At 40.2% G+C, this 16,329-nt stretch carries 16 protein-coding genes; 9 read left to right on the top strand and 7 right to left on the bottom strand.

What is annotated here, in order from left to right; translation table 11 throughout:
- Positions 1–23 precede the first annotated feature (23 nt).
- The gene (locus tag L1D46_RS04825; RefSeq protein WP_239976948.1) at positions 24–2,549 is read right to left on the bottom strand and encodes a TonB-dependent receptor; all 2,526 of its coding nucleotides are present in this window, start codon (positions 2,547–2,549) and stop codon (positions 24–26) included.
- Positions 2,550–2,814: 265 nt separating this feature from the next.
- On the bottom strand, positions 2,815–3,294 hold the full coding sequence (gene smpB / locus L1D46_RS04820; RefSeq protein ID WP_063700124.1) for an SsrA-binding protein SmpB: 480 nt from the start codon (positions 3,292–3,294) through the stop codon (positions 2,815–2,817).
- Positions 3,295–3,427: 133 nt separating this feature from the next.
- Here smpB and L1D46_RS04815 point away from each other — a divergent pair, with 133 nt between their 5' ends.
- Together L1D46_RS04815 and L1D46_RS04810 are read left to right on the top strand one after the other, a co-directional pair.
- A complete protein-coding gene (locus tag L1D46_RS04815) occupies positions 3,428–3,868 on the top strand; it encodes a type II toxin-antitoxin system RatA family toxin (RefSeq protein WP_167658356.1) in 441 nt (146 codons plus the stop codon).
- Positions 3,865–4,191 carry an RnfH family protein gene (locus L1D46_RS04810; protein ID WP_130051068.1) on the top strand — a complete coding sequence of 109 codons (327 nt, stop codon included), beginning with the start codon at positions 3,865–3,867 and terminating at the stop codon, positions 4,189–4,191. Before L1D46_RS04815 ends, L1D46_RS04810 begins: the two co-directional genes overlap by 4 nt.
- Positions 4,192–4,233: 42 nt before the next feature.
- On the opposite strand, the gene bamE is transcribed toward L1D46_RS04810, so the two are convergent.
- Positions 4,234–4,596, bottom strand: coding sequence for an outer membrane protein assembly factor BamE (gene bamE, locus L1D46_RS04805; protein ID WP_063528054.1), 363 nt, complete (start codon positions 4,594–4,596; stop codon positions 4,234–4,236).
- A gap of 117 nt (positions 4,597–4,713) precedes the next feature.
- Here bamE and L1D46_RS04800 point away from each other — a divergent pair, with 117 nt between their 5' ends.
- Positions 4,714–5,031, top strand: a complete 318-nt coding sequence (locus L1D46_RS04800; protein ID WP_233786746.1) for a GIY-YIG nuclease family protein — start codon at positions 4,714–4,716, stop codon at positions 5,029–5,031.
- Here the strand turns inward: L1D46_RS04800 and L1D46_RS04795 are convergent, their stop codons facing one another.
- From L1D46_RS04795 to ilvC, 4 genes are all read right to left on the bottom strand, one after another.
- On the bottom strand, positions 5,032–5,895 hold the full coding sequence (locus L1D46_RS04795; RefSeq protein ID WP_239976937.1) for a M20/M25/M40 family metallo-hydrolase: 864 nt from the start codon (positions 5,893–5,895) through the stop codon (positions 5,032–5,034). It abuts the gene before it with no gap.
- Positions 5,882–7,066, bottom strand: a complete 1,185-nt coding sequence (locus L1D46_RS04790) for a tetratricopeptide repeat protein (protein WP_167658354.1) — start codon at positions 7,064–7,066, stop codon at positions 5,882–5,884. The genes L1D46_RS04795 and L1D46_RS04790 overlap by 14 nt, the downstream gene beginning before the upstream one ends.
- Positions 7,067–7,150: 84 nt before the next feature.
- The gene (locus tag L1D46_RS04785) at positions 7,151–9,064 is read right to left on the bottom strand and encodes a methyl-accepting chemotaxis protein (RefSeq protein ID WP_130051071.1); all 1,914 of its coding nucleotides are present in this window, start codon (positions 9,062–9,064) and stop codon (positions 7,151–7,153) included.
- Positions 9,065–9,208: 144 nt separating this feature from the next.
- A complete protein-coding gene (gene ilvC / locus L1D46_RS04780; RefSeq protein WP_130051072.1) occupies positions 9,209–10,681 on the bottom strand; it encodes a ketol-acid reductoisomerase in 1,473 nt (490 codons plus the stop codon).
- Between the two features lie 146 nt (positions 10,682–10,827).
- On the opposite strand from ilvC, the gene ilvY reads away from it, so the two are divergent.
- The 6 genes from ilvY (at position 10,828) to L1D46_RS04750 (ending at position 16,327) form a co-directional block, all read left to right on the top strand.
- Positions 10,828–11,730 (top strand): HTH-type transcriptional activator IlvY, encoded by a 903-nt coding sequence (gene ilvY, locus L1D46_RS04775; protein ID WP_130051073.1) that lies wholly within the window; start codon positions 10,828–10,830, stop codon positions 11,728–11,730.
- A 274-nt stretch (positions 11,731–12,004) separates the two neighbouring features.
- Positions 12,005–12,982 carry a GGDEF domain-containing protein gene (locus L1D46_RS04770; RefSeq protein WP_239976934.1) on the top strand — a complete coding sequence of 326 codons (978 nt, stop codon included), beginning with the start codon at positions 12,005–12,007 and terminating at the stop codon, positions 12,980–12,982.
- A gap of 168 nt (positions 12,983–13,150) precedes the next feature.
- Positions 13,151–13,984 (top strand): MipA/OmpV family protein, encoded by an 834-nt coding sequence (locus L1D46_RS04765; RefSeq protein ID WP_239976947.1) that lies wholly within the window; start codon positions 13,151–13,153, stop codon positions 13,982–13,984.
- 1 nt (position 13,985) lies between these two features.
- Positions 13,986–14,372 carry a DUF3019 domain-containing protein gene (locus L1D46_RS04760; RefSeq protein WP_130051075.1) on the top strand — a complete coding sequence of 129 codons (387 nt, stop codon included), beginning with the start codon at positions 13,986–13,988 and terminating at the stop codon, positions 14,370–14,372.
- A gap of 14 nt (positions 14,373–14,386) precedes the next feature.
- Positions 14,387–15,079 (top strand): response regulator, encoded by a 693-nt coding sequence (locus L1D46_RS04755; protein ID WP_054562019.1) that lies wholly within the window; start codon positions 14,387–14,389, stop codon positions 15,077–15,079.
- 6 nt (positions 15,080–15,085) lie between these two features.
- Positions 15,086–16,327: an ATP-binding protein gene (locus L1D46_RS04750; RefSeq protein WP_167658353.1), complete on the top strand. Its 1,242-nt coding sequence runs from the start codon at positions 15,086–15,088 to the stop codon at positions 16,325–16,327.
- The last annotated feature ends 2 nt before the right edge of the window (positions 16,328–16,329 follow it).

The following is a 16,329-nucleotide window of genomic DNA, read 5'->3' as shown; positions in this document are numbered from 1 at the left end:
TTTTGTTTTTAAGCTCAACGCGATTAATTAAAGCGCATTGTTAGTTTAGTATAGAAATAACGACCACGTGGGTTATGTACGCTCGACACATAGCCATATAAGTCGCCATCACCATCACCGATTGCAAACGGAGGATCTTCATCAAACACGTTATTCACACCCACAGATAGTTTGATTTTATCTGAGAAGTTATACGCAGTCTGTAAATCAACCAGTGTTTGCGAATCAACCATACGTGATGTGTTGCTATCAAAGTCTAAGTTTCCATCAAAGTCGATGTCTGGTGTATCTTCAAACTCACCAGTGTAGCTCACATTTACATTGGTATTGAAATCACCCATCTCCCAGTTTGTAGAGAAAATCCAACGGTTTTCAGGATAACGGTACTCGCCTGTGTAATCGCGACCATCTTTTTTAAATTCGTTTTGGTATGCCCATTCTAAATTGAATTTTAAGAAGCCGTAATCGTTCATAGCATGAGTGTAGTTTGCCGACACATCAACACCCGATACTTCTTGCGATGAAACGTTTTCAAAGGTGCTGTAAACTTTTTGGATTACACCTAAACTTTGACCATTTTGTGGTGCTAAACGCATACACACCGTGCTGTTTTGATCGTTACAGTTATTATCATAGATAGGGCCGAATTCTTGTTCATCTATCTTGTTATCTTGCGTAATGCTCCATACATCGACACCAAAACCAAATTCAGCGGTTGGTGCCCATATGAAACCAACATTCCATGACTCTGATTCTTCAGCTTCAAGGTTAGGGTTACCCGCAAATTGGATATTGTAATCAAGGGCATTACAGTCAAGTCCTGTCGCTTGACAGCGGTATGTATCAACGAAGAATTGGCTTTCTTCAGAAGGGCCTAAACCAATCTGTGCTAGTGAAGGTGCTCGGAAACCTTGTGCCCATGAACCACGAACAGTAATTGAGTCTGTTGGCGCCCAGCGTACAGCTACTTTAGGGTTTGTTGTTGAACCAAAATCACTGTAGTCATCGTATCGACCAGCTAATTGTAGCTCTAAATTTTCAGCAAGAGGAATTGAAAACTCAATATAAGCTGCATATTGGTCGCGTTCTGCAGCGGCTGATACTGACTCAGTACCAAAGATTAAACCACGCTGGAATTGATCGTCTGGAATATCGCTCACATCTTCTTCACGGTATTCAATACCGGCAGCCATCATCACCACATCATCGCCAAAGCTAAATGCTTCACCACTGATATTTGCATCAAATGATGTCATATGAGACTCACCACGACGAACTAAGCTTGTCGTAATACGGTCAATAACTGCTTGGTCATTATAGGTGCCACCGAAAGGGTTATAGTTACCCGCATCGATTTCTTGTTGTAAGAAATCAGTACGCACCCAGCCTTGGCTTCTATCGCCTGTTTGCATTGATTTACTTCGACCTTTTTGAACGGCTGCTTCCCAGCTCCAGTCACTGATCTCGCCTTTTAGGCCCGCAACAAAGCGAAGTGTATCTGATTCAATATCCCATTGACGGGGGCCCGCATCTACTGTTCTGTAGCGACCAATTTCGATATCTTGGCCAAACGGGTTGTTAGGGTGGTTTGCTGGCACTGTAAGGCCGGCATCTTCATCAAGCGGAGTCGGTGCACCAGCTGCTTGCGAACTATTGTGTTGTACTGCAACTTCTAAAAATGCCGATATACCATTATCAAAGTTATATTCAAACTGCGAAATAGCACCAACACGTTCAGATGCAGGGGTTACGTAACCATACGGGCCATAGTCAAATAAACAACTACCACTTGCTGTCGCATTTTCTGCAGGGCATGCTGGATCAATGGTTTTTTCACCATCTACATAAAAGTAGCCTGGGAAACCACGCGATGAACGGAAATCCATACCACCATATGGTTCTTGGTTTGCTGTACCTAGGCGGCCCATTTCATCAGAGGAGAGTGCTGAGTTGTTAAAGTAATCAATAATAATTGATGCGCTGCTTTTTTCTGTACTGGTACCCCAAACGAGGCTTGCTGTTTTTTCTTCGTAGTTAGGACCATCAGTACCACCATATCCAAGGTTTACTTCTAGACCATTAATATCCTTTTTTAAGATGATATTAACTACACCTGCAACCGCATCAGAACCATATATTGCTGATGCACCATCTTTTAAAATATCGATACGCTCAATCGCTGAAACAGGAATCGAGTTGATATCTACAAATGAATTGGTGATGCTTTCCGCAAAAGCACTTATTGAAACACGACGGCCATTAATAAGTACTAATGTTGCATCAGAGCCTAAGCCTCTGAGACTTACCGCTGCAGCCCCATTAGCTGTAGAGTCTTGGTTATTGCCGCGAGTAGAGAAAGTACCATTACCTGCAACTGGCATACGTTCTAATAATTGTTGTAGGTTGTCGTAGCCCATATTGTCTATGTCTGCACGACTTATTGACTGTACCGGTGATGGCCCTTCAATGTCTGAACGTTTAATACGAGAACCTGTAACTTCAATACGCTCGACCTTTTCAGCTCCATCTGACTCAGCAGCAATAGACATAAAGCTTGTGCCACTTAGTGCTGCAATAGTAAATGCGTAGAGAGGTCGCTGTAGAAAGCGGTGGGTGTTCTTCATAAATTTCAATCCTTGTGTAATTGTGAAAAAGTTGTGAAGTTGTCACGGTAAAGATTGATATCATGTAAACGTACTGATTTGGAATAGCAAAAAAGGATGGGTTTTTTAGAGAGGGTATTGATATTTTTGTAAAAAGTGAGTGTTTGTAAGGGGTACGAGCCTAACACGAAAGTTAGGCTCATTTCATAAATTAAGCTTTATGTTTCATTAGGCGCTCTTTTTCTCGTGCCCAATCTTTATTCTTTCCGTCTTCACGTTTATCGTGCATCTTTTTACCTTTAGCAAGGTGGAACTCCAACTTCACCCAGCATTTTTTCCAGTACATTGCAGTTGCGATTAGTGAAAACCCGTCGCGTTCTGTTGCACCGATAAGACGATCGATTTCACGTTTATTTAAAAGTAACTTACGATAACGAAGTGGATCGCAAATTACGTGAGTAGAAGCACTGTTGAGAGGCTGAATTTGACTGCCAAGTAAAAATGCTTCGCCGTTTTTAATATGAATATAAGTCTCAGAGATGTTTACTTTACCAGCTCGGATACTTTTTACTTCCCAGCCCTGTAGTTCAACCCCTGCTTCGAACTTATCGTGTAAAAAATACTCATGGCGCGCTTTTTTGTTAAGCGCGATGGTATTACTTGTCGATTTAGATGATTTTTTCTTAGCCATAGTGGCCCATATTATACGTAAAAACAGCGTTTTTACATCGCTTTTTTAAGGCTTTGCGGATATTTTCGTGTTACTAAAATTTGGGGAAATAGCCAAAGCTTGCTAAAATTCGCCGACAAAGTTGGGAGTGAATATGCCGCAAATAGAAAAAAGTGCGCTTGTAATGTACAGCAGCAAAGAAATGTTTGATTTAGTGAATGATGTTGATGCTTATCCAGAGTTTTTGCCAAATTGCTCAGATGCTAAAATCATCACGCAACAAGCTAGTGGCATGACGGCCAGTTTGGAGATCTCAAAAGCGGGTTTAAAAAAGTGGTTTACTACCGAAAATACGTTTATTGATGAGCAAACTGTTGCACTTCGCTTAGTTGATGGCCCATTTAAAAAGTTACAAGGTAAATGGCAATTTTTACCGCTGGACGATAAAGCGTGCAAAGTACAGCTTCATCTTGAGTTTGAATTTGCGAGTAAACTTATCGAACTGGCTTTTGGAAAAGTATTTAACGAAGTAGCTAAAAATATGGTTAATGCATTTACGCAGCGTGCTAAAACTGTGTACGGAGTTCGTCCATGATAACTGTTGAAGTAGTTTTTGCTTTACCTACAACGGCAACCAGTTTATTAGTAGAAGTGCCGATAGGCACGACAGCTGAGCAAGCGGTGATTAAGTCGGGTATTATCAATAAGTGTCCTGAAATAGACGCAAATAACTTAACACTGGGTATTTGGAACCGTACCTGTAAGCTTAATCAAGAAGTAAAGGAAGGGGATCGTATTGAGATTTATCGACCTCTTATTGCTGATCCAAAGGATGCGCGCAGACGTCGAGCTGAAAAGGCCAAAGAAGAAGGACGTGCCAATAAAGTGACTGGCGGAAGGCCACTAAACAAGGCATAAAAAAGGGTAGCTCAGGCTACCCTTAATTAATTAGAATTAAGATTACTCTTGTTCAAGCGGCGTATTAAATTCGCTAGGTTGCTCGTAGTCACCTGATAACGAAACAAGCTTATCATTTTCGAAGTTAATAGTGAGTGACTTACGTTGCTCGTTGCTACGGCCAATGTTAAATACATACAGGTAATGCCACGTATTTTTATCAAAAGAGTCTTCTGCTACTGGCTTGCCTAGAACATACAGTACTTGCTCGCGAGTCATATTAACACGTAGCTTATCTACATCTGATTGTTCTAAAAAGTTACCTTGAGGAATATTGATACGGTAAACCCAGCTTGAACACCCTGCTGTAGCACTTAAAGTAAGGGTAAGTACTAACCAAAAAGAAAAAGTTTTAAACGACTGCATTATTTGTTTGAATCCTTATTTTTTATACACTGCATGATACCGATTAGTCACAGAAGGTAAAACCCTTTTCAGTAATTGTTTTTACTGAAATGCGATTAAAAACCACGAGGCACAAATTTGACCACTGCAAACCCAAAAAGTTTACATCAGCCTTTAAAAAACAGCGATAACTCAGATGTCATGTGGTATTTGTATATAGTGCAAACACGTTTAGGTCATTGGTATACAGGGATCAGTACCAATGTTGAAAAAAGATTCGCTCAGCATCAAGCTGGAAAAGGTGCTAAAAATCTTAAGGGAAAAGGGCCTCTAACGCTTATCTATCAGCAGCAGGTGGGTAACCGTAGTGAAGCAACTAAACTAGAAATAAGCGTAAAAAAGCTCAGCAAAGCACAAAAAAGACAGTTTGTTTTAACGTCTGAGCTACCTAAATAACTAACTTGGAAGCTTTTCAATAAATAGGGCTATTTTCGCTATGGCATATTCGAATAGTGTAAAGTCGATGTGCGCCGCCGTGTCTGTGCTTTGGTGGTGGTGTTTGTCATGTCCTATACCAAAGTAAATATAAGGGATCCCCGCTTTAGCGAATGAATAATGGTCGCTTGCTCTGCGCCAATCAACTTTGAGATCAAATAACCGATTTAGCCTCGCTGACGAGCTAGTTACCATAAAGGTTAACTGTTCATCAGATAGAATTTTAATGTCAGCTTGATAATGTGCTAATGATTGATTATCTAAAAATGCATAGATACGCGGTTTTCTGGGGTTCACAACGAGCATATCTAAATTAATATTAAGTTTGATTTCGTCTTTATTAAGTGTCGATACCAAGTACTCGCTACCATGTAGGCCATTTTCTTCTGCATCGGTTGCAACAAAAACTAATTGATAGGGCAGAGGGCTTTGCGCAAAGTGCTCAGCTAAATAAAGTAAAGCGGCAACGCCGCTGGCATTGTCGTTCGCACCTGGGTAGAGCCGATTACCTTTTTGCCCTAAATGATCGTAATGAGCGGTAAAAATTACTTTTTTACACTTCTCACAGTGGCTATTTTTAGTCGCAATAATGTTCCGCCCAGTAGCCTTGCCAAAGAGCCCTGACTGATAAGTAAATACTTGATCATCAACAGAATAGCCATGAGCAATAAAGCGCTCTTTTATAAAGTGGGCGGCTAACTGAGCGCCTTGAGTCGCCGTTTTTCGCCCAGCAAATTGAGCCGATGTTAGCGTTATGACGTCTCGTTCTAAATCTGTACTGGCAAAAGCTTGCGCAGTGCTTAGTGTAGCACTAGCGGTAATCAATAAGCTTTGCAGTATGCGAGCGAAGCGCTTGTAACTTACTTTCGTAACGCTGTTTATCATGATCAAAGTCTGCTTTATTGTTTGCCATAGTTAAGTACTTTTTAGCGAGCTTTAGGTCACCTAATTGATAATAGGTTCTCGCTAAACCAAAATCAGTATCATGCAGGGTTGGGTTTAAGTCACGGGCTTTTTTGTAGTGCTTTATTGCATCTTGATAACGGGCGGTCGTGTAAGCATCATTACCTAAAGAAATGTGATAATAGGGGTTTGCTTGGCGCTTATTATCAAGCTTGGCTAATATCGCCTGGCCTTGCTCTTCGCGATTGGTCAGATTATAGAGTCTGGCTAAATTGCCTAATGCGGTGTTGTTATCTGGATCTAAACTAATCGCGTATTGGTAGGCTGTTTCAGCTCTTGGATAGTCATCTGTTAATCTGAACAATACCCCAAGGTTACCCCAAGCACCTGAGTAGTTGCTATCAATATTAACAGCTGCTTTGTAATAGCTAAAAGCAGTATCATAATCATGTTTTAGCATCGCAGCTGCGCCTTTATTGTTATAAAACATTGCTGTAATACGTGCTTTATTGATGTTGCTGGTTTTAAACGCTTCTTGGCGGCTGTTTGGGTCAAAATCTATCACTAAAGAGCGCTCTTCTGGGTAAATGACTTTTCTATTTACCACGAGCTTTTGGGCCTCACTTACTTTTAAGTTGATATGGCCTGTGAGTAAATTAAAGCCATTATCAAGTGCCCAATATTCTGGAATATGTACTTTTTGAAATTGTCCTTCAAGGCCGAGATACTCAGCAAGACTGTAGGCTAAAATCGATAACGATAAACAATTTGCGTTTAAATTTGAGTAGGCTTGATTAGCCGTTAAGGTAGCACCAGATTGATAAGATAAAGACGCATCACCATTTTGCAAAAGGAACTTGAGCAAACGTTTAGTGCTTTGCAATGAACGGCTGTCTTTTGGAAAGGTACTATCAAGTTGCTCTTTTACATGTTCATTTAATGCAAAAATCTCTTGTTGAGTTTCAACTGAGGTTTGAGTAAACGTATTACTTTGCGTCAAAGCAAGTGGTGGGGGAGCGGTGTTATTTTCTGTACTACTACACGCTGTTAATAAGCAAAAGCTTGAGGCTAAAACAATGCTAGGTAATTTCATCTGACCCTCTTAATTCTTGGCCTAATACCATTTAAGTATAGGCCGTGAATGAAAAAGGGTCAGGGTTAACTGTTACAAAACGTGTCAGCGTTTATCGAAGGTCGCAACAAGGTCATCAAGAGTTTGAGCACTGTTTGCTAAATCTTTGATTGCTTGTTCACTGTCGATTTGTTCACGCATTACGTTGTCACTAATATCGCTTATTTGCTCAATGTTACGGCCCACATCTGCCACTACGTTACTTTGCTCTTCGGTAGCAGTCGCTATTAAGGTCGCCATATCGTTTATTTCATTGGCAGCATCGTTAATGGCATTGAGCAATTCAACTGAACTTTGCATTGCATCAACGCTTAACTGTGCTTGTGATTTCGAGTGATTGATATGATTAACCACTAGATCAGACGTATTCGTTAGTTCACTGATCATCGTTTGAATTTCAGTTGTTGATTGTGAAGTACGGTTTGCTAATGCTCTTACTTCATCGGCTACAACTGCAAAACCGCGACCATGCTCACCAGCACGAGCTGACTCAATCGCCGCATTAAGTGCTAATAGGTTAGTTTGCTCAGAAATACCTCTGATAGAGTCAACAATACTGGCGATAGCTTGCGTTTTATTTGCAAGCTCGTTTACTTGCTCAGTGATGTTATCGATATCGCATGCAAGTTCTATAATTGCTTCTTTGCTTTGTGTTACCTGAGTATGACTTTGTTCGGTATTTTGTTTACTGTTTTCAGTGAGTTTAGCCGTATTAGCTGCGCTTGAGGCAATTTCTTGCACTGTCGCACCCATTTCATTAATCGCTGCTGCGACCGAAATTGTTTGTTCTTTTTGATTATCTAGCGCTTCAGAGTTCTTCTGTGCTTGCTTAAACACATGATCAGCGCTTTGTCTTATTTCACTACTTTCTTGGGCAACTTGGCTGATAGCAGTCTCAATCTTAGAGATGAATTGGTTAAAGCCTGCTGACAAGTTAGCGAGTTCAGGTTGTTCGGAAGCTGGCAAACGATAAGCTAAATTTGCATCACCTGAGCCTAAACGAGTAAACAACTCTGCCATTTTAGACAGCGGCGATGATAGTGTACGTGCCAGCACCAGCCCTGCAAAACTTGCAATGAGGGCAATAACAATTGCAAAGCTGATAATTTGCCATTGTAAAACTTGGATGCTAGAAAATACTTCGTGCTTAGGTACTTGGGCAATGACAAATAAATCTGTGTTTTGGATTGGGCTTGCGGCTACTAATGTCGCTTCACCATCAAGATCGATTTCCTGTAAATTGAATTCACTTTGAGTTAACAGAGAACGAGTGATAGCAGTTTTATAAACGTCATCTAATTTAGCTTTGGCGACTTTGCTCTCGTCTTTATGAAGCTGAATTAGGCCGTTTTTATCGGCAATGTAAACAAAACCAGTCTCTTCAATTTTAAAACGCTGTAACATTGCTTGCATATCGTCAATACTTTTTGCAAGGCCTGCTAAACCAATCCCATTGGTTTGCTGGTGATTTACAAACATTTTTACATCAGTGGGTGATTCTTGATAGATACTGATTGAAAAAGGCTGTGTAGTGTTGGTAAACGCATAAAACCAGCCATCCTGCTCTTTGGTTAAAACTCGCAAAAAGCCATCTTGGTTCCAATATTGTGCAGTTTCTCGATTAGCCCACGAAGCAGTTGCTAAGTCGTATTGCTTAACAAGGCGGTTGAGCTCTTTAAGCAAAGTCTTGTCATCAGTATTACCTGAGCGAGCCCATTCTAATACAAATTCGTTACTAGATAGCTGCTCTGCCGCACTGATCATTTGATTTATATCATGAGTAATATAATTATCAATTGCTTGCAATTTGCTAGGTAGTTCAGATTCAATCATTCGTTGTTCAATGATTTGTTTTGCACTATATATAGCCGTTGCGCCGATTAACGCAGCAACAATTAGGGCGATAGAACTGCCAAGCAGTGTAATTTTTTTAGTAATGGTGAGTTGATTTAACGCCATGAAAGTGTCTTAGTTTACAACATTTAAGTCAGTAATTTTAGCATACACTTTATAGATGACGAATCAATGTAGGGACAAAAAAAAAGCCCAAAGCATATAAGCAATTGGGCTTGGTTTCTAACAAGCGAAACTTACTTTCCAGGGTTAAACAATTTTCTTCATTGCTGACATGTAACCACGTAGCTTGCTACCAATAATTTCAACCGGGTGCTCGCGCAGTGCTTTATTCACGGCAATCAAGGTTTGGTTATCAACTTGGTTGCTAGCACTATCAAGACCTTTACCAATTACATCTGTATCGATATTTTTCATAAAATCTTGCAGCAACGGTAAACACGCGTGGTTATATAAGTAACAGCCATACTCTGCAGTATCTGAAATAGTTCGGTTCATTTCGAAAAGCTTCTTACGAGCAATGGTATTCGCGATAAGTGGCGTTTCGTGTAGTGATTCATAGTAAGCAGATTCAGCGATGATACCTGCCGCAGTCATGGTTTCGAAGGCCAACTCAACACCTGCTTTAACCATGGCAACCATTAAAATACCTTGATCGAAGAATGCTTGCTCGCTGATTTCTTGATCTGTATTTTGTTGTTTCTCGAATGCGGTTTCTGCTGTTTCGGCGCGCCATGCTAGTAATTTTGCGTCATCTTCAGCCCAGTCAGCCATCATGCCACGAGAAAATTCACCGCTAATGATGTCATCCATATGCTTATTATAAAGTGGACGCATAATTGTTTTAAGCTCTTCACTTAACTCAAATGCTTTTACTTTTGCTGGATTTGATAAACGGTCAAGCATGTTAGTAACACCGCCATACTTAAGTGCTTCAGTGATCACTTCCCAACCGTATTGGATTAGTTTAGACGCGTAGCTTGCATCAATACCTTTTTCAACCATTTTGTCGAAGCATAGTAATGAACCGGTTTGTAGCATACCGCATAGAATCGTTTGCTCACCCATCAAGTCAGATTTAACTTCCGCAATGAATGATGATTTTAATACGCCAGCACGATGACCACCGGTACCAGCTGCATAAGCTTTAGCTTGAGCTAGGCCATGGCCTTGAGGATCATTTTCTGGGTGAACCGCAATCAATGTTGGTACACCAAAGCCACGCTTATATTCTTCACGTACTTCCGATCCAGGGCACTTAGGTGCAACCATGATAACCGTTAAGTCTTCACGGATTTGCATGCCTTCTTCAACAATATTGAAACCATGTGAGTAAGCAAGCGTTGCGCCTTGCTTCATTAAAGGCATAATAGCATTTACAACAGCGGTATGTTGTTTATCAGGTGTTAGGTTTAATACTACATCTGCTGTTGGGATAAGCTCTTCATATGTGCCTACAGTAAAACCATTTTCAGATGCGTTTAAGAAAGATTGACGGCGCTCAGCAATAGCTGATTCACGCAATGTATAAGAAACATCTAAACCTGAGTCACGTAAATTTAAACCTTGGTTAAGGCCTTGTGCGCCACAACCGACAATAACGAGTTTTTTCCCTTTTAAAGCGTCTACACCATCAGCAAACTCTGCTGGGTCCATAAATTCACACTGCGCTAATTGCGCTAACTGCTCTCTTAAAGGAAGAGTATTAAAATAATTCGCCATTGTTAGTGTCCTATAAATACAATTTTGTTAGAAAATCAAAGAACCGACGTAGTGTTCTTTGTATGTCTTAACACTATGCAATTTTTTACCTTGCGTAAAATGATATATTTGAATTAAAGTATTTCATAAAATGAAATGGTGGTGGTATGGATCATAAACATCTTAATTACTTTTTGGCGTTAGCAAAGACGCTACACTTTGCAAGAGCCAGTGAGCTTTGCCATATCAGTGCGCCAACCTTGAGTCGGAACATCAAGCAACTCGAAGAAGAGGTTGGGGTGGTGTTATTTAATCGGGATAATCGCACCGTAAAATTAACCCGCGAGGGTGAGTCATTTATTGAGTACGCTAATGCGACGCTTGCTAACTGGCATCGTTTTAAAGCTAATGTACAAGAGCCGCAACAGCATGTTTATGGCAATGTCAGTATTTATTGCTCTGTAACTGCCTCATATAGTTTTTTACATCAAATACTTGAACAACTGCGTATGCAGCACCCATATATTGAAATTACTTTGAATACTGGTGACCCTGCATTAGCAATAAATCGTGTTTTAGATGGTCATGAAGATATGGCAATTGCTGCTAAACCAACAAAACTACCGGGTCAAATTGCCTTTACTAGTGTTGGTTATTCGCCACTAGTATTGATTGCGCCAAAAATCGTGTGCCCGATCAGCGAAAAACTGTCAGCAAATGAGCAAATTGATTGGTCAGATTTAGAATTTATTGTTGCTGAGCAAGGTTTATCAAGGCAGCGTCTTGAGCAGTGGTGGCGTAAAAAGAATATTCATGGCCGTATATATGCGCAGGTTGCAGGTCATGAAGCTATGGTCTCTATGGTGAGTCTAGGTTTAGGTATTGCTATGGTGCCAAAAATAGTACTGGATAACAGCCCGCTCAAAGATAAAGTGCAAATTGTTAGTGATGCAGAACAAACTATTGCAGGTTTCGAAATTGGTCTAGCCGTACTAAATAAAGAGCGTCATGATCCTGCACTCAACGCGATTTGGAGTATTGCTCAATCGCTTACCCAGCAAGCAATTTAACTTAATAACTAGTGGCTTTGACTTTAATTTAAACTTTTACATAGATACAACCGCACACTTTAATTAGTTATTTAGTATTGGTTTTTGTAAAGTTTTTTCGTGGTTTTTACTGGTTTTAGTCTGTCAAAATCCTTTTTCATTGATTTTTCTTTGGGTGTTGTTAACTTAATTGAAATAATAAAAATTTTCATGGCCTAGACTCATGATACTCTCAGCGCAAGCCGACCACTCTTTAAGCTACTCGAGCCATTGTCTGAAGCTCGCAATTCCTCTAATGGTAAAATACAAGATGCCAATTACGCCGCTTAATTATGCGCTTTGGTATTGCTATGTGAGTGATAAAAACCAAAAGTTAAGTAAAGAGCTCGATAGTATTATTAAACAACACAATACTTGTAGTCATGAGCAGGCAAAGCGGCTTTTCGATAAGTACTTATCTCGGGATGACTTGGCACTATTTTATCAGCTCTCTAGCGGCTTTAACGATGTTGTTGGCAAGGTACATCAAGATATTAACGAAGCACTAAGTTACTCAACTGAATTTAATCAGGCGCTGCAAGAGTGTCGTGAAACACTAACGAGTGCTGATATAAGCCAAGAAAGTGGCTTTGATGATGTACTTGATTGTGTAGAGCGTTTAAGTGATGAGTCGGCAGCTTTGCAAAGCCGTGCGCAAGATTTTCAAAACCAACTCGCTATGGCGTACTCCGAAATTACAGAGCTAAAGCAAGAGCTTGTTAGGTCAAGAAATAAAGCTGAAAAAGACCCTCTGACTGGGCTTTATAATCGTGGTAAGTTTGATGAAGATATAACGCGATTTTGCCAAACTAATAATTTAGCTGAAGTCGCCGTGCTTACAATGGTCGATATCGATCACTTTAAACAGTTTAACGACACCTTTGGTCACCAAAAAGGAGATCAAGTTTTACGAGCTGTTTCAGCAAAACTACTTAAGCATGTTTCAAGTGTTGGCCAAGCTTATCGTTATGGTGGCGAAGAGTTTTGTTTCACGGCTCAGTTTGCCAGCATTAGTGATATGACTAACTTTACCCAGCAACTACGTCAGGCTGTTACTAAACTACAAATTAAAAATCCTAAATCTGACAAGGTGTTAAGCCAAGTGACAGCAAGCTTTGGTATTGCTATTAAAGCTAAAAATAGTAAACCGGAACAACTGATTGCTAAAGCTGATAAAGCGCTTTATTTAGCAAAAGAGCATGGTCGCAATCGCATAGAAATCGTCGAAGAGTAACAAACTTAATCGATATATGTATCAAATTTGTGAATAGTTGTAACCTTGCAACGACAGTTTGTTCACATCTTGATATTATGCTTTTATTGCATAAATTTCTTTGGTCGTAAAATAACAATGAAATCTCAAACGATCAGGATGTGCGCACTGGTTTATGCCATATTTGGCATGCTAGTGAGTCAAGCAAGCGCTGATGACTCAACGCGCACTGAACGTGAAAGCCGTGTGGCAAATCAACAGATTGATACCCAGCAATGGCATCTAAGTATTAATACAGGTGCGGGGGTGATCACGAATCCACTTCATGGAGGTGATAACTTACCTTTGCTCGTGCTGCCTGAAATCGCTTTTTATGGTGAAAAATGGTTCTTTGATAATGGCCGTTTAGGTTATTCATTACAAGAGAGTGATAGTCACGTCGTTAACTTTGTTACTGAGTTCAACCCTGAGACGCGTTTCTTTATAGATTTCCATCCAAGTAATATATTTGCACTGCAAACATCAAATAGTTTTATTGTTGAATCGACCACCAGTAATGAACTGGCAGAAAAGTCTGTATCTACAAGCGATATTAAAAAAAGACGCTGGGCTTTAGATGCTGGCTTAAGTTATCACTATATTCGAAATAATCATGTTATCTCTGTACAAGCGTTGACCGATGTTTCCGGAGTTTATAACGGTTTGCGTAGTACTTTACAATGGCAATCACATCACCGTATAGGAAACTTATCGGTCGCACCTAGCCTAGGGATCTGGTACAAATCAGCCAGACTAAATGATTATTTTTATGGTTTATCGGCAGAAGAGTCCTCATATGGGGAAATTGATGTTGGCAGTAGCTGGCAACCTTATGCTAAAATCGACGCCCGTTGGCCCCTGAGTGAGGCTAACTCTCTTCGTTTTCATTTAGCATATTATGACTACTCAGCCGTGGATGACAGTCCGCTTTTTGAACACACGTACTCGATGACTGCATTTATAGGATTCAATCATATTTTTTAATATGAAGTATTTTGCTTTTAGTCTGTGTGTGTTTGTTGCTGTTATTTGGGCTTCCCCAAGCTATGCACAAGCGACTCAGTTTGATATCACACCAAAAGTGTGCGTTGTATTACAACAGCACGAATTTTGTGATCTTGAGTTAAAAATGAGTTGGCAAAGTCAACAGCCTCAAGATTTGTGTTTGTACCAAAATAATCAGAAAATTCAATGCTGGAACGACACTAGTTCAGGGGTTTTCAGCCATAAAGCGCGGGTTCAGATTGAAACAATATACTCCTTAGTCAATCCGCACACGGGGAGTAAAATTGCGACAGCAAAAGTCGAAGTGCAAAGCACCGAAGCAAAAACAACGAGGCGTAGGTTACGCTCACCGTGGAGCTTTTTTTAATTTAGGAGCAACCAATGGCAAAGATTTTACTTGTTGAAGATGATCTCGGCTTACAGCAGTTAACACGTGATTACCTTCAGCATAATGGGTTGGATGTTGCGGTCCTTGAACGCGGCGATGAAGTATTTGAATACCTTGAAAACAACCCTGTTGATCTAATGATTTTAGATGTCATGTTACCAGGTAAAGACGGCTTTAGTGTGTGTCGTCAGGTTCGTGATAAATTCAGCTTACCTATTTTAATGTTAACAGCAAAAGGTGAAGACTTTGACCAAGTGATTGGTTTGGAGCTCGGCGCAGATGATTATGTAATCAAGCCTGCTGAGCCTCGTGTATTATTAGCGCGTATTAATGCGTTATTACGTCGTGGACAAGCTACTAACAAAGCACCTGAAGAGCTTAGTTTTGGTGATTTAACTATTGATAAAACTAGCCGCATCGTTACACTAAAAGGCAGTGAAATTACACTGACTTCCCATGAATTTGAGCTACTTTGGTTACTCGCATCAAATGCAGGTGAAGTGTTAAGCCGTGAACATGTGCACCAGCATATGATTGGCCGTCAGTATGATGGCTTAGACCGTACAGTTGATGTACGCGTATCACGTATCCGCAAGAAGCTAGGTGATAACAGTGATAAACCATACCGAATTAAAACAGTTTGGGGACAAGGTTACCTCTTTGTATCTGATGCATGGGATATGTAAACATTAATGGGGAAACTATTTGCAAGCTTATATCTTTATATAATAGTTTCTCTGTTTCTTGTTAGTGGGGTCATAGAACAGTTATGGCCCTACGAAGAAACTCAACAACAAATAGCCCTCGACCAAGAATTTGGTAAATCTCTATGGCTATTAAGCCAAACGGATAATGGTTTAGCTTCGCTAGAACGAGAGTATGAAAGCGAATTGATTAATCTCTCAGACCTTGCTTTACCAGATGATTTAAAATCACAGCTCAAAAATGATCATCATCTGTATTTGTTTAATAAAGAGCAAAAGGTGGTTTGGTATATTGCTATCAACGACACACAGCTTTTGCAAGTAGGTCCACTTTCTGTTGAAAACCCAAATTTTAGCTCAGTTTGGCCTTACTTTTTATTATTAACAGTAATTGGTTTGCCTATTGGGCTATGGAGCTTATTACTATGGCGAGATTTTAATAAACTCACACTTGCCTGTGAAGCTGTAGGAGGAGCGCAAGACTTCGAACTACAAGACGCTTCCAAATCCTTTTTCCTGCCAATCACAGATACACTCAATGCGATGCAAGAGCGTATCCAATACCTTCTAGCAGCACAGCAAGAGCTTACTTCTTCTGTTTCTCATGAGTTTAGAACGCCACTTGCTCGTTTAAAGTTTGCAATTGCTATGCTTGAAGAGCAAGTTGAGAATGAAAAATCTTATACTTACATTGATAACATGCAGGCTGATATTGCAGAGCTTGAGGCATTAGTTTCCGAAATGCTGGAATATGCGCGGCTTGATTCACATCAACCGAGTTTAAAACCACGTTCTTGTGACCTTACTGCGCTTATCAACAGTGTGGTGAATAAGCTCGAATTTGCTACTGACATTGAGGTAGCAGTGAGTGCACCTAAGCAGCTTTACTACGAGTGTGACGAGCATTTTATGGCGCGTTGTATTCAAAACCTATTAGGCAATGCACAAAAATACGCAAACCACAAAATTCATGTGAGCCTTGAAGAGTTAGGTGATTCGATACAAATTAGTGTTGAAGACGATGGTCCAGGGATCGCTAAATCTGAGTGGCAAAGTATTTTTAAGCCATTTACTCGTTTAGATAAAAGCCGTGATAAGAAAACAGGTGGCTTTGGGTTAGGTCTTGCAATTGTCGCTAAAATTGTCAGTTGGCATCAAGGGCAGTCTGAAGTGTGTGATTCACCATTAGGTGGAGCAAAATTTGTCATTCGCTTGTTCAAGACTAATTAAGC

This window comes from Pseudoalteromonas sp. Isolate3, from assembly GCF_022398505.1.
Classification (GTDB): Bacteria; Pseudomonadota; Gammaproteobacteria; order Enterobacterales; family Alteromonadaceae; genus Pseudoalteromonas; species Pseudoalteromonas apostichopi.
The sequence above is the reverse complement of the archived record's forward strand: the minus strand, read 5'-3'. Positions and strand labels throughout refer to the sequence as shown.